The organism is uncultured Lutibacter sp., from assembly GCF_937891065.1.
GTDB lineage: Bacteria > Bacteroidota > Bacteroidia > Flavobacteriales > Flavobacteriaceae > Lutibacter.
Genome location: NZ_CALAEQ010000184.1, coordinates 1 through 15757, shown reverse-complemented (window position 1 = coordinate 15757; position 15757 = coordinate 1). Strand labels below are relative to the sequence as shown.

Annotated in this window: 12 protein-coding genes; 9 read left to right on the top strand and 3 right to left on the bottom strand. The window is 29.0% G+C overall.

The features are described from left to right. Positions 1 to 52 precede the first annotated feature (52 nt). Positions 53 to 1570 carry a replicative DNA helicase gene (gene dnaB / locus Q0352_RS10175; protein WP_299527192.1) on the bottom strand — a complete coding sequence of 506 codons (1518 nt, stop codon included), beginning with the start codon at positions 1568 to 1570 and terminating at the stop codon, positions 53 to 55. A 220-nt stretch (positions 1571 to 1790) separates the two neighbouring features. Between dnaB and Q0352_RS10170 the strand changes: the two genes are divergently transcribed. The 6 genes from Q0352_RS10170 (at position 1791) to Q0352_RS10145 (ending at position 9071) form a co-directional block, all read left to right on the top strand. After that, complete coding sequence (locus Q0352_RS10170) at positions 1791 to 2864, top strand: DUF3810 domain-containing protein (protein ID WP_299527191.1); 1074 nt, start codon at positions 1791 to 1793, stop codon at positions 2862 to 2864. Between the two features lie 24 nt (positions 2865 to 2888). Beyond that, positions 2889 to 3698, top strand: a complete 810-nt coding sequence (locus tag Q0352_RS10165; RefSeq protein ID WP_299527190.1) for an RNA methyltransferase — start codon at positions 2889 to 2891, stop codon at positions 3696 to 3698. Between the two features lie 40 nt (positions 3699 to 3738). Continuing rightward, on the top strand, positions 3739 to 4971 hold the full coding sequence (locus Q0352_RS10160; protein WP_299527189.1) for a M48 family metallopeptidase: 1233 nt from the start codon (positions 3739 to 3741) through the stop codon (positions 4969 to 4971). Between the two features lie 45 nt (positions 4972 to 5016). After that, positions 5017 to 7233, top strand: coding sequence for a RelA/SpoT family protein (locus tag Q0352_RS10155; RefSeq protein WP_299527188.1), 2217 nt, complete (start codon positions 5017 to 5019; stop codon positions 7231 to 7233). Positions 7234 to 7338: 105 nt separating this feature from the next. Beyond that, positions 7339 to 7782, top strand: a complete 444-nt coding sequence (locus tag Q0352_RS10150; protein WP_299527187.1) for a Fur family transcriptional regulator — start codon at positions 7339 to 7341, stop codon at positions 7780 to 7782. 17 nt (positions 7783 to 7799) lie between these two features. Continuing rightward, positions 7800 to 9071: an adenylosuccinate synthase gene (locus Q0352_RS10145; protein WP_299527186.1), complete on the top strand. Its 1272-nt coding sequence runs from the start codon at positions 7800 to 7802 to the stop codon at positions 9069 to 9071. Between the two features lie 96 nt (positions 9072 to 9167). Here the strand turns inward: Q0352_RS10145 and Q0352_RS10140 are convergent, their stop codons facing one another. After that, positions 9168 to 9917 (bottom strand): CDP-alcohol phosphatidyltransferase family protein, encoded by a 750-nt coding sequence (locus Q0352_RS10140; protein WP_299527185.1) that lies wholly within the window; start codon positions 9915 to 9917, stop codon positions 9168 to 9170. Positions 9918 to 9994: 77 nt separating this feature from the next. Between Q0352_RS10140 and Q0352_RS10135 the strand changes: the two genes are divergently transcribed. Genes Q0352_RS10135 through Q0352_RS10125 form a run of 3 tightly spaced genes read left to right on the top strand, consistent with a single transcriptional unit; the run spans position 9995 to position 13246 of the window. Then, a complete protein-coding gene (locus Q0352_RS10135) occupies positions 9995 to 10963 on the top strand; it encodes an alpha/beta fold hydrolase (protein ID WP_299527184.1) in 969 nt (322 codons plus the stop codon). A 55-nt stretch (positions 10964 to 11018) separates the two neighbouring features. Next, entirely contained in the window at positions 11019 to 12083 is a 1065-nt protein-coding gene (locus tag Q0352_RS10130; RefSeq protein WP_299527183.1) for a PorV/PorQ family protein, read from the top strand. A 2-nt stretch (positions 12084 to 12085) separates the two neighbouring features. Further along, complete coding sequence (locus Q0352_RS10125) at positions 12086 to 13246, top strand: DUF4105 domain-containing protein (protein WP_299527182.1); 1161 nt, start codon at positions 12086 to 12088, stop codon at positions 13244 to 13246. Positions 13247 to 13337: 91 nt separating this feature from the next. Here Q0352_RS10125 and Q0352_RS10120 read toward each other — a convergent pair whose 3' ends face one another. Next, positions 13338 to 15740 (bottom strand): glycoside hydrolase family 31 protein, encoded by a 2403-nt coding sequence (locus tag Q0352_RS10120; RefSeq protein ID WP_299527181.1) that lies wholly within the window; start codon positions 15738 to 15740, stop codon positions 13338 to 13340. Between the last annotated feature and the right edge of the window lie 17 nt (positions 15741 to 15757).

Below are 15757 nucleotides of genomic sequence, written 5' to 3'. Positions count from 1 at the left end.
AGATAGCTAGTATTTTTATAAAATCTTTTTTATTCAATTTTATTGTTTTTTTTTAAAAAGGAAGACCTTTTTCGTCTAAATCATCTTGAATTCCAAAAGCATCCTGTGGACTTGTCATATTATTTGATGAAATTGCATCATTCATTTTTGAATGAAATTCATTTCCAAAATCATCATCTAAATTACTAAACTGTGCTAAATGACCTGTAAATTTTAGTTTAATATTTTCTAAACCACCATTTCTATGTTTTGCAACAATAAATTCAGCTTGCCCTTCACAAGGAGTTCTTTCTTCATCATCCCATTCTGTAAGTCCATAATATTCAGGACGATATATAAATGAAACAATATCCGCATCTTGTTCAATTGCACCCGATTCACGTAAATCGGATAATAACGGACGTTTATTTCCTCCACGAGTTTCAACGGCACGTGATAATTGAGAAAGTGCAATAACAGGTATTGCTAATTCTTTGGCTAATGCTTTTAAATTTCGAGATATCATAGAAATTTCTTGCTCACGATTTCCTCCAGATGAAGTTCCTGCAGTCATTAACTGCAAATAATCAATTACAATTACTTTAATTCCATGTTGTGATGCTAAACGACGGGCTTTTGCTCTTAAATCGAAGATAGATAAAGATGGTGTATCATCAATAAAAATTGGAGCATTCGATAAATTTTTAACTTTTACATTAAGTTGTTCCCATTCGTGTGGCTCTAAATTTCCTTTTCTTAATTTTCCAGAAGAAATTCCTGTTTCACTAGAAATCATACGAGTAATTAACTGTACAGATGACATCTCTAATGAAAATATAGCAACGGGCGTATCAAAATCTATCGCCATATTTTTTGCCATAGACATTACAAAAGCTGTTTTTCCCATACCAGGACGAGCAGCCAAAATAACTAAATCTGAAGGTTGCCAACCAGATGTTAACTCGTCTAAACGAGAAAAACCTGTAGCAACACCACTCATTCCCTGCTTATTAGATATTTCTTGTATTTTTTTAATTGCTTGATCAACAAGCCCTTCTGCAGTTTCAGATCCTTTTTTAAGATTTCCTTGTGTTACTTCAAATAACTTTGATTCCGCATCATCCAACAAATCAAATACATCAACTGTTTCATCGTATGCTTCTTCAATAATTTCAGCAGAAATTGAAATTAATTTTCGTTGAATGTATTTTTGAAGAATAATACGTGCGTGAAATTCAATATGTGCAGATGAGGATACTTTTTGAGTAAGACCTACTAAATAAAAATCACCACCAGCAGCTTCTAAATTTTCTGATTTTCGTAATTGATTTGCAACTGTTAATAAATCTGTAGGTTCTGAATTTTTAAACAGTGTAAAAATAGCTGCATAAATTAATTTATGTGATTCTTTATAAAAAACATCATCATGTAAAATATCAATTACATCATCAACTCCTTTTTTATCAATCATCATGGCTCCTAACACAGCTTCTTCTAAATCAACAGCTTGAGGTGGTATTTTCCCTTTTTCAAGATTAATTACGGTACTCTTTTTAAACTTATTAGACTGTATTGGTTGCAAATTCTTCACGCTATTACTCGGTTATTTTTTTATTAAATTAACAATTTTTAAGGAGAAATGAAAGTATTAAATTTCATTTTCTTTTGTTCAAAGCAAATGTAATTTTTAAAACACAAAATCAACTCTAATTTTCAATTTTATTTGTGCACATATTTTGTTGACAAGTAACTATTTTGTTAATAACTAAACAAACATATCATTCTGAATATTTATTTCCTATTTTTGATTTATGGAACTTAAAAAAACATATAAAATACTTACCATACTACTTGTAATGCAATGGGCATTTATTCAAATTATTTCTCAATATCCTGAGTTTATTGAACAATATTACTCAAACGGATTGTATTTGTATATTTCAAAATTCAATCGCATTATTTTTGGTTGGTTGCCTTTTTCAATAGGTGACATTTTATATACAATGCTTGGTATCATTATTATAAAAGGTATTTTTATTTCTATAAAAACAAAAAAACTTAATTTTAAAAATACATTCTTTAAAACTGGAGCAATTTTATCAATACTATTCTTCTTTTTTAATTTTAATTGGGGACTAAATTATTTAAGGCAACCGATAACAGAAATTTTAGGTTTTGAAAAAACTGAATACAATTCAAATGAATTGATTTCTTTTACAAAAAAACTCATTTTAAAGAGCAATCAAATACACTATATAATTGCTAAAAATGATACTATTTTAATTGAAAATAACTTGACTAAACAGCAAATAAGAGAAATATCTCCACTAGCATACAAACAGTTAGAACTGAAATATCCTCAGTTTAAATTTGAGAATGCTTCTATAAAAAATTCGTTATTTAGTATCCCTTTAACCTATATGGGTTTTGCTGGTTATATAAATCCAATTACAAATGAAGCACAAGTGAATTCTCTAATTCCAAAAAACAGCTATCCAGCTACTGTTTGTCATGAAATTGCCCATCAGGTTGGTATTGGTTCAGAAAGTGAAGCTAATTTTGTTGGATATTTAGCCGCAACTCATTCTGAAAATGCTAATTATAAGTATGCGGGATATTTAATGGCTACACGTTATTGTTTAGGAGAAATATATAGAACCGAACCTGAACAATTTGATATTTTAGTAGCATCATTAAATAAAGGTATCCGTAAAGATTTACAAAATAGTCAAGATTTTTGGGCATCATACCAAAATTGGTCTGAAAAATTTTTCAAAATATTTTATGATTCTTTTTTGAAAGCAAATATGCAAAAAGACGGAATTAAAGGATACAGTAAAATGGTGTCACTTTTAATAAATTACTACAAAACAGAACAATTATAGATAAATAACGGTTATTTTTGCAAAATGTATAAACAGATTACAAGTCCACAAAATTCATATATAAAAGAACTTGTTCAGTTAAAAGAGAAATCACGTATTCGAAAAAATACCCAAACTTTTTTAATAGAAGGATTGCGTGAAATTTCATTGGCAATTCAAGGAGGTTACAAAATTCAAACCATTTTGGTTGTTATTTCAATCATAAATGAGGAAAAGCTAGAAAGCTTATTAAAAAAAGCAAATCCACCTATTGATATTATTGAAATTTCTAAAGAAGTTTATAATAAATTAGCATTAAGAGAATCTACTGAAGGAATTTTAGCAATTGCAAAAAGTAAAGATTTATCATTAAAGAATATTAATTTTAATTCTGAAAATCCTCTTATTTTAGTTGCTGAAGCTCCTGAAAAACCTGGGAATATTGGTGCACTTTTACGCTCTGCTGATGCAGCCGGTGTTGATATCATTTTAATTGCAAATCCGAAAACAGACATTTACAATCCTAATATTATACGCTCAAGTGTTGGTTGTGTATTTACAACAAATATAGCAACTGGAACAACTTCTGAAATCATCTCGTTTTTAAAGGAAAATAATATAAATATGTATGGCGCGGCTTTAACAGCTTCCGTAGAATATCAAACGATAGATTATTCTCTTCCAAGTGCCATAATTGTTGGTACTGAAGCTACAGGCTTATCTGACGAATGGCTTCAAAACACCACACAAAACATTATAATTCCAATGCGCGGTGCTATTGATTCTATGAACGTGTCTGTGAGTGCTGCCATATTAATTTTTGAAGCTGTAAGACAGCGACAATTAAAAATTTAGAATTAAACTTATCTACCTACTCAAATAATAAAAATCATAAATGACTCCACAAATAGTATTTTACATATTAATAGGAATAATAACGGTCAAATTTTTATTTGACACTTTTTTAAATTCTTTAAATGCAAAACATTTTAATGATCCAATTCCTAAAGAACTTGAGGATGTTTATAACTCAGAAGAATATTTGAAATCACAAGCATACAAAAAAGAGAATCATCAGTTTTCATTGCTCACAAGTCTATTTTCAATTATAACTACACTTTTATTTTTTGTTTTTGATGGATTTGCTATTGTTGATACTATAGCAAAACATTTCACTGATAATAGCATCCTAATTACCTTAATTTTCTTTGGTATTATTGTATTTGCAAGTGACATTTTAACATTGCCATTTTCATATTACAAAACATTTGTGATTGAAGAAAAATTTGGATTCAATAAAACTTCAAAAAAAACTTTTATTTTCGATAAAATTAAAGGCTGGCTAATGCTGATAATTGTTGGGGGTGGAATATTGGCGTTAATAACTTGGTTTTACCAATTAACAACATCTAATTTTTGGATTTATACCTGGATATTTATTAGCTTATTTACGCTTTTTATGAACCTTTTCTATTCAAAACTAATTGTTCCGTTATTCAATAAACAAACACCTTTAGAAGAAGGGGACTTAAAAATTGCTATTGAGAATTTCGCAACTAAAATAGGTTTCAAACTCAATAATATTTTTGTAATTGATGGTTCAAAACGTTCTACAAAAGCTAATGCCTATTTTTCTGGCTTTGGTTCTCAAAAAAGAATTACACTATTTGACACCTTAATTAATGATTTAGACACCAATGAAATTGTAGCTGTATTAGCCCATGAAGTTGGACATTATAAAAAAAAGCACATCATTTATAATTTACTGTTATCCATACTGCTAACTGGATTTACACTTTTCATTTTATCCTTATTAGTTGGGAATACAACATTATCTCAGGCTCTAAATGTAGCAACCCCAAGTTTTCATATTGGATTAATCGCTTTTGGTATATTATACAGTCCAATTTCTGAAATTACCAGTTTATTGATGAATGCCTTATCAAGAAAATTTGAATATCAGGCTGATAATTATGCTAAAAATAATTTTGAAGCCGAAGCTTTAATTTCTTCCTTAAAAAAATTATCAAAAAATAGTTTAAGTAATTTAACTCCACATCCCTTATATGTTAAAATTCATTACTCACATCCAACATTGTATCAACGAGTTTTAAACTTAAAAAAATAAACTTTTTCTATTTGGTAGTCTATTTTAAAATAGTATTTTTAAGCGATGACATATAATTTAAGCATAGAGGACGAAAACAAAGAAATCGCAAGGCGATATAAAGATCTTTTGAAGGGTGCTTATCAAACTTTTACCAATGAAGATAAAAAAGAGATAAGAAAAGCCTTTGATATTTCTTTAGAAGCTCATAAAAATCAGCGCCGTAAAACTGGCGAACCTTATATATTTCATCCAATAGCTGTGGCTAAAATTGTGGCATATGAAATTGGCCTATATACTACCTCTATAGTTGCAGCCCTATTACATGATGTAGTTGAAGATACTGATTATACATTAGAAGATATTGAACGACTGTTTGGTGAAAATGTAGCTAGAATTGTAAATGGTTTAACTAAAATTTCTCACTTAAAAAAAGAGCAGACTGCATCTGTGCAAGCTGAGAATTTCAGAAAAATGTTGCTTACTTTAAATGATGATGTGCGTGTAATTTTAATAAAAATTGCTGACAGGTTGCATAATATGCAAACTATGGATGCAATGCCACAAGACAAACAAGTTAAAATAGCCTCTGAAACTTTATATATTTATGCACCGCTAGCCCACAGGTTGGGTTTATTTAATATTAAATCAGAACTTGAAAACCTTGGTTTAAAATATACTGAACCAGAAGTTTATAAGGATATCTTTGATAAAATCACCCAAAGTAAAGAAGAACAAAAAATATATATCGATTCATTTTCTGATATCATTAAAGAATCTTTAAATGCCGAAGGATTTGAATATGATATTAAAGGGAGAAGAAAATCAATTTATTCTATTCGTAAAAAAATGCTTTCTCAAGGTGTTACTTATGAAGAAATTTACGACAAATTTGCCATTAGAATTGTTTATAATTCAACCTTAAAAAATGAAAAATTTGATGCTTGGAAAATATATTCAATTGTAACAGACCATTTTATACCAAACCCAAGCAGGTTACGAGATTGGATAAGTCAACCAAAATCTACAGGATATGAATCGCTTCATATTACAGTTATGGGCCCACAAGGAAAATGGGTTGAAGTGCAAATTCGTTCTGAAAGAATGAATGAAATAGCTGAAAAAGGTTATGCCGCGCATTATAAATATAAAAACAATAATGAGCGTGAAAGTGGTTTAGATGATTGGTTAAATAAGATTAAAGATTCACTTGAAAACCCAGATGGTAATGCCATTGATTTTGTTGAAGATTTTAAGTTAAATTTATACGCAAAAGAAATTTTTGTCTTTACTCCTGGAGGGGATTTAATAGCTTTACCAAAAAATGCAACTGCCTTAGATTTTGCGTTTTCAATTCATACTCAAGTAGGTATGAACTGTAGAGGTGCTAAGATTAATGGAAAATTAAAACCCATAAGTCATGAACTGTTTAGTGGTGATCAAGTTGAAATTATAACATCTAGCAACCAAAAACCGAATATAGGCTGGCTTGATTTTGTGGTAACTGCAAGAGCAAGAACTAGAATAAAAAATGCTTTAAAAGAAGATCAAAAGAAAATAGCTGAAGAAGGTAAAGAAATTTTAACAAGAAAACTACGTCATTTAAAAATTACTCTTTCAGAAAGTGTTGTAAATGATCTTGTTAATTTCTTTAAACTTAAAACAAGCTTAGATTTATTTTATAGAGTTGGTAGTGGCTCTATTGAAAGCGCACAGCTTAAAGAATTTATTTCTCAACGTAATAATTCGTTTGTAAATTTCTTCAAAAAGAAAATTCAACGTACACCAAAGAACACACTTCATGAAAAGGATGAAGTAGTTGATAATTATGATTCTCTTGTATTTGGAAAAGAAGAGGAACGCTTAGATTTTAAATTATCTCCATGCTGCAATCCTATTCCAGGCGATAAAGTTTTTGGATTTGTAACCATAAATGAAGGAATAAAAGTTCATAAAAAGGACTGTCCAAATGCCATAAGCCTACAATCCAATTATGCCTATAGAATTATGAGTGCAAAATGGATTGATTCTACAAAACAAGAATTTAAAGCTATAATTAAAATTTATGGAAATGACCATGTAGGATTGGTAAATGAAATTACTGAAATTATATCAAGAAATATGAATGTGAATATTCATGGTTTAAACATATCTGGTCATGATGGTATTTTTGACGGAAGTATTACTGTAAGTGTAAAAAACAAATCTCAACTTCAAAAATTAAGTGATAGTATCAAAAAAATTGAAGGAATAGAAACTGTTGAAAGAATTTATAAACATTAATTTTATTCACAAATAAAGTTGATAACTATGATTCCAACAAATAAAACATTAAATAAATAGGACTAACTTTGTTGTGTTAAACAATACAACTCAAATTATATTTTTATGAGTAATGAAAATCAAAAAATTGTAAAAACTGTTTTCGTTAATTTTCTAGAATCAAATAACCATAGAAAAACACCTGAACGATTTGCTATTTTACAAGAAATTTACGATTTAGAGGAACATTTTGATATAGAATCTCTCTATATTCAAATGAAAAATAAAAATTATAGAGTTAGTAGAGCTACACTTTACAATACCATTGAATTACTTTTAGACTCAGGCTTAGTTCGAAAGCATCAGTTTGGGCAAAATCAATCACATTATGAAAAATGTTATTTCGATAAACAACATGACCACATTATATTAACTGATACAGGTGAAGTTATTGAATTTTGTGATCCTAGAATTCAAATTATTAAAAAAACGATTGAAGATACCTTTAATATTGATATTAACAATCATTCATTATATTTTTACGGAACAAAAAAACAAACAAAAAATTAACTATTTAATTAAACACAATGGCTGTTAACTTATTATTAGGATTGCAATGGGGAGATGAAGGAAAAGGTAAAATTGTAGATGTACTTACTACAAATTACGACATAATTGCTCGTTTTCAAGGAGGACCAAATGCAGGGCACACTTTAATATTTGATGGTAGAAAACACGTTCTACATACAATTCCTTCAGGTATTTTTCATGAAAATGCTATAAATCTTGTTGGAAATGGAGTTGTAATAGATCCTGTTATATTTAAAAAAGAATTAGACAACTTAGCTTCTTATAATTTAGATTTAAAATCTAAATTATTAATATCAAGAAAAGCACATTTAATTCTACCAACACACCGTCTTTTAGATGCTGCAAGTGAAACTTCAAAAGGAAAATCTAAAATTGGATCTACATTAAAAGGAATTGGACCAACTTATATGGATAAAACCGGTAGAAATGGTATAAGAGTTGGAGATTTAGAATTAGAAAACTGGAAAGATAAATATCAAGCTCTTGTTGAAAAACATTTAAGAATGCTTCAGTTTTTTGAAGTTGATATTGAATATGATTTAAAAGAACTAGAAAAAGAGTTTTTTAACGCTATAGATGTTTTAAAAGAATTAACTTTTATTGATAGTGAAGAATATTTAAGCAATGCTATAAAAAACAATAAATCAATTTTAGCTGAAGGAGCACAAGGTTCATTACTAGATATTGACTTTGGAACCTACCCTTATGTAACATCTTCAACTACAACTGCTGCAGGAGCTTGTACAGGTTTAGGAGTTGCTCCAAACAAAATTGGAGAAGTTTTTGGAATTTTTAAGGCATATACCACGCGTGTTGGCTCTGGCCCTTTCCCTACAGAATTATTTGATGAAGATGGAAAAGAAATGGGAAGAATTGGAATGGAGTTTGGTGCAACTACGGGTCGCCCGCGTCGTTGTGGTTGGTTAGACTTAGTTGCTTTAAAATATGCTGTTGAAATAAATGGTGTTACTCAATTAATGATGATGAAAGGTGATGTTCTTTCAGGTTTTAAAACACTAAAAGCTTGTACTTCTTACAATTATAAAGGGAAAGAAATAACTCATTTCCCTTATAATATTGAAGAGCATAACGTTACTCCTATTTACACAGAATTTAAAGGCTGGAAGGAAGATTTAACGGCTATGTCAAGTCATAATACACTTCCAAAAGAATTAAATGATTACATTAAATTTATTGAAGATTTTGTTGAAGTTCCTGTGAAAATAGTTTCTGTAGGTCCTGATAGAAAACAAACAATTATGAGATAATAATAAATAACTTATTATAATTTAAAAAGAGAGCTATTAAGCTCTCTTTTTTTATGTTAAATAATTTACTATTTCATTAAAGATTCAAAACTTCATTTATTCTTTCGTAACCAGTGAAATTAATATATAGACTGCAATTACTATCGGTATTGCAACAAATTGAAGCAAAACAATTAAAAAAGCAGATATTGCAATAAAAATAAATTTTATTTTATTCTTTTTCCAACTATAATCTTTAAACTTTAATGAAAATAAGGGAATTTCAGCATTCATTAAATAACTAAGAAGTACAGTTATTCCAATTAAAAACCACACATTTTCAATCATATTATTCGCAACCTCATTCGAATTAAACATTAAAACTAAAGGAAACGATAAAACCACTAGTGTAGATGCAGGTGTTGGTAAACCTATAAAAGAACTTGTTTGCCGTTCATCAATATTAAATTTTGCCAATCTTAAACCAGCTGCCAATGTAAATAATAAACCAACAAAAGGAATCCAATGTAAATGATATTCATCAAAAGAGATCCAATTGCCAATTTCACATGATAAATTATCCATCCATTGCTTATGAATTGCATTAAAAAGTAACTGATACATTACAATTCCAGGTACTACTCCACTTGTAACCATATCCGCTAAAGAATCTAATTGTTTTCCTAATTCACCTTGAACATGTAGAATTCTGGCAACAAAACCGTCAAAAAAATCGAATACTATTCCTAGAAATACGAAATAGGCAGCCATCACTAATTCATTATTAGCAGCAAATAAAACAGCTATCGTTCCTGATAATAAGTTAAGTAGCGTAATTAAATTAGGTATATGTTTTTTAAAAGTCATTTTAGAAAATTTTGTTAAATTTAGTGAATTGTTTTTCACTATTTAAAATTCTATTTTAATTTTTATAATTTATTGCTATGTCACTTATTAAATCAACTTATAAACCTCAATTTCTATTTAAAAATGCCCATTTTAATACAGTATATAAAACGCTATTTTATAAAAAAAAGATTGACTATCAGAGAAAGAGAATTTCAACTCCTGATACTGATTTTTTAGATTTAGATTTTTCAGCAGTGGGTTCAAACACATTAGTTATAGCGATGCATGGTTTAGAAGGAAGTTCACAATCTAGCTATATTATTTCAGCTATTAATTATTTAAATTATAACAAAATTGATTGTGTCGCGCTAAACTTCAGGGGATGCAGCGGTGAAGACAACAATCATTTGCACTCCTATAATAGTGGAAAAACTGACGATTTAGAAATTACTATAAATTATATTTTAGAAAATTATTCCTATAAAAATATTTTACTTTTAGGATATAGTATGGGTGGAAATATCACTTTGAAATATTTGGGTGAAACCAATTCGATTGCTTCTGAAGTGAAAGGAGCAATTGCAATATCTGTTCCTTGCGATTTAGAAGGTTCTTCTTCTGCTTTAGCAACGTGGCAGAATTCAATTTATATGAATCGATTTTTAAAAACATTAAAAGAGAAAACAGTACTTAAAATGGTGAAATTTCCAGAAAACAGCATTGATAAAGAATCCGTTTTAAGATCTAATTCATTTAAAGATTTTGACAATGCTGTTACAGCACCATTATTCGGCTATAAAAATGCGGAAGATTATTGGGCTAAATGCAGTAGCAAGCAATTTATACCAACTATTACAATTCCCACATTATTGATAAATGCTTTAGATGATTCTTTTCTTTCTGAAAGTTGTTTTCCAATTCAAGAAGCTCAAAATCATTCATATCTCAATTTAGAAATGCCAAAATATGGTGGTCATGTTGGATTTAATACTTCTATCTTCGGAAAAGATTTATTTTGGAGTGAAAAGCGGATTTTAGATTCTATTCATCATTTTATTTCTTAATTATTCCACATTAACTTCTAAAGTTTTTATAAATTCGCTCATTAAATAAGTTACATTGAAAAAAAACCTATACATTCTATTTTTTATTAGTCAGCTTGCCATAAGTCAATCTGTTCGGAAATATTCGAACGAATTTTTAAATATTGGTGTTGATGCTGCTGCTTTTGGTATGGGAAAGGCTGTAGTCGCAACAAGTAACGATGTAAATTCAATTTATTGGAATCCGGCAGGTTTAACAGCTGTAAAGGAGTATCAAGGAGCTATTATGCATGCTGAATATTTTGCAGGAATTGCTAAATATGATTATGCAGGTTTTGCAATGCCAATTGATGATAAAAGTGCTCTAGGAATTTCACTCATAAGATTTGGAGTTGATGATATATTAAATACCACTGAACTTATTGACAATGAAGGAAATATAGATTATAATAGAATCAGTTTATTTTCAGCAGCAGATTATGCATTAAATATTGGCTATGCACGACAATCACGTATTGAAGGTTTAACTATTGGTGGAAATGTTAAAATAGTTAGAAGAATTATTGGTGACTTTGCAACTTCATGGGGTTTTGGCATTGATGCAGCACTTCAATACCAAAGAAACGATTGGAAATTTGGTTTGATGCTTCGCGATATTACCACTACCTTTAATTCATGGAGCATTGATGAAAATGAATTTGAAAAAATTAAAAATTCCATTCTTGATCAAAATCAAGAATTACCTGAAAGTACTGAAATAACTTTGCCAAAAGCACAATTAGGAATTGCAAAACAGTTTATATTTTCAAAAGATTTCAATTTATTGACGGAAGTAGATCTAAATTTGAGATTTACTAAAACAAACGATTTAATATCAAGTGATATAGTAAGTATTGATCCTGCGCTTGGTTTTCAAGTAGGATATATGAATACTGTTTTTTTACGTGGTGGTATTGGAAATATGCAAAATGAATTGCAGTTTGATAACAGTAAGGAATTGGTGTTTCAACCTAATTTTGGAGTTGGATTTAAATATAAAGGAATTCAATTAGATTATGCGCTAACTAATATTGCTAGTATAGGAAATGCTTTGTATTCAAACGTATTTTCAATTAAAATAGCATTTGATAATTTTAAATAACTATGAATAAAATTTATTTCTTTTTCACATTACTATTCTTAAGTTATATTCAAATAACGGCACAACAACTAACGGAAAAAGCAACCATTAGCGTTGTAACCTGTGGGCCTGGGAATGAATTATATTCAACCTTTGGGCATAGTGCATTTAGAGTGTATGATTCTAATTTAGGGTTGGACAAAATATATAATTATGGAACCTTTGATTTTAATGCTCCCAACTTTTATTTAAATTTCGCAAAAGGTAAACTTACATACCAACTATCTACTTCAACTTTTAGTCGATTTTTAAGAGAGTATCAATATGGAAACCGTTGGGTAAAAACGCAAGAATTAGCTTTAAATATTAATGAAGTTCAAGCAGTTTTTAATTTTTTAGAAAACAATGCAAAACCAGAAAACAAATCCTATCAATACGATTTTTTTTATGATAACTGTTCAACCAAAATTGAAGATGTTATAAAAACCGTTTTAAAAGATAAGGTTCATTTTAACAATACTCATATTACTACAAATAAAACCCATAGAGATTTAATCGCTGATTATACCAGCAATCATCCTTGGTCTAAATTTGGAATAGATTTAGCCTTAGGTTCTGTAATAGACAAAAAAGCCACTAAAGATGACTATAAATTTTTACCAGATTATATTTATGAAGCTTTTGATAATGCTACTATAACAACCCAAAATAACACAACAGAATTAGTTAAAAAAAGACTTACAATTTTAAAAGAAAAAAAACTTAATCAACCTTTTTCAATACTAATACCTTTTATCACTTTTTTATGTTTAGCATTATTTATACTATTTATAACCTATAAAAACTTCTCATCACTTAAAAGATCTAAATGGTTAGATTTTACACTTTACTTTAGTACAGGACTGGTTGGAGTTGTAGTACTATTATTATGGTTTGCAACCTCACATACAGCTACTTACAAGAATTTCAATTTCTTATGGGCTTTTGCTCCTAATTTGGTAGTTGCATTTTTAATATTAAAATCTAAATTACCAACATGGCTAAAGTATTATAATTGGTTTTTAATTGTTTTATTATTCATCATGGTAATTTTATGGTTGCTAAAAATTCAAGTATTTAATTTGGCTTTACTACCTTTTGTTTTAGCTTTAGCTATGAGATATTATTACATTATTAAAAAATAAATGAGATTCCAACATGAATTGAAATCTCATTTATTATAACTTTAGTTCTAACTAAAAAACTTCTTTTTATAATGTATTTAACAACGTACGATTATTCACCAATAAATTGAATATCTGTAAACTCTTTACTTACAATTAAACTATTATCATTACTATTATATTGAGTGATATCAATTTCTTCATTATCAATTTCAATCTTTTTAATTACGAAAGGTAAACCATGCAATATAATTTCAAATGTTTGGTATTCAGTTATATACTTACCTGATTTAAATTGTTTAATAGTTAATGAATCTTCATTTCCAACTAGTTTAAAATTCCGTAAACTATAACGTCCTTTTTTATTATCATAACCATCATTAGCATCCTCATAAACCTGAGATTCTTCTTTCCCTTCTTTAAAATAAATATCTAATTTTAATTGATCTATTTCTTTTTCTCCAACATATTGTTGAATTGGATACTTTGGAATAATTGCACCAGCTTTTACAAAAATTGGCAAGCTATCTATATCTGCATCTACCCATTTTTCTTCTCCTCCTTGCACTAATTCATCAGTCCAGAAATTATACCAATCACCTCTTGGTATAAACATTCTTCTTCCTTTTGCATTTGGCTCTAAAATTGGGCAAACTAATATTTTTTCTCCAAAAATAAATTCATCATTTCTATGATGTGTATGTTTATCATCTTGATCAAAAAGTACAAGCGATTTCAAAATTGGGATTCCTTCATTAGTATATCTCCAAAAAGCAGTATATAAATAAGGTAATAGTTGATATCTAATCTCAATAAATTTTCTTGTAATATCCGTCATGCTTTTTCCAAAAGTCCAAGGTTCTTGGTCTCCGTGATCACCTGACGAATGGACTCTACAAAAAGGGTGAAAAACTCCTAATTGAATCCAACGAACAAATAACTCTCCATTTGGTTGTTCAGCAAAACCTCCAATATCAGAACCTGCGAATGAAAAACCAGACATACACATACGTTGTGCTTGATTATTTGCAATTGCTAAATGATCCCAAGTTGCCACATTATCACCTGTCCAAGTTGAAGTATAACGTTGTGTTCCCGAATATGCAGCTCTTGTAATAACAAAAGGTCGTTTTGGATATGAAAACTTTTTTAACCCGTGGTAAGTAGCTCTTGCCATCTGCATTCCATATATATTATGTGCCTTTCTGTGGCTGCAATTGTTTCCATCGTAATTATGACGAACATCATTTGGAAATGTTTTTCCTGGAACATCCATAACTGCTGGTTCATTCATATCATTCCATACACCTTTCACTCCTATATCTTCAATCAACTCCTTAAAAAGTCCAGACCACCATTCTCGTACTTTTGGGTTTGTAAAATCCGGAAAATAGCATTCTCCAGGCCAAACTTTCCCTTTCATATAAGGACCATCTGCACGTTTACAGAAATAATCATTTTCTAAACCTTCTTTATATATATTGTAATCATTATCAATTTTAATTCCTGGATCTATAATAGCAATCGTTTTAAAACCATCATCTAATAATTCCTTTACCATCCTTTTCGGGTCTGGAAAATGCTCTTTATTCCAAGTAAAACATCTAAAACCATCCATATAATCAATATCCAAATAAATGGCATCACATGGAATTTTTAATTCCCTAAACTTATTGGCAAGCTCTTTAACATTTGATTCAGGATAGTAACTCCATTTGCATTGATGATAACCCAAGGCCCAAAGTGGTGGTAATTGATGTGGTTTACCCGTTAAATCTGTATAGTTTGATACTACATCAGGCATATTTGGACCATAAATAAAATAGTAATTCATTTCTCCTCCTTGTGCCCAAAAGCTTGTAATATTTCTACGTTCATGGCAAAAATCAAAAAATGAACGAAATGTATTATCAAAAAATATTCCGTATGATTTTTTATGATGTAGGCCTAAATAAAATGGAATGGCTTTATAAATTGGATCTGTAGTTCTTCCAAAAGCATATGAATCAGTAACCCAATTTTCAAATCGTTTTCCTTTTAAATTTATATCAACGGGTTTATCTCCTAAACCATAAAAACTTTCACCTTCTTGCGATACTTTTGACATTTTTACAATGTCTCCACCATTTTCATAACTCTCTTCCCAATGAAAACCGAGTTCATCTTCACAAATAAGACTTTTATCTTTTGCGTCAAAGATTGAAGTTCTCATATCCAATTTTGAAATATGGCAAATTAATTTTGAAGTTGTAATTATATATTTATCATCATCTTCATCAATTTCTAAATGATTGTAACCTTTACTTGCATTTTCAGTAATCGCATAAGAAAAATCATTTTCAAAAATTGAACTTGTAGCAAAACGAAATCTTAAAACACTATCTCTTTGTACAGTAACTTGAAGGGTTACATTATTTTCACTTTTAAAATATAAGGTATCTACGTGTTTTTTATAAAAAACTATTTTTGTTGGAAACAGATTTCCTTTGTATTCTAACTCAGTATTTAAAATCATATATTATTTTATTAAAT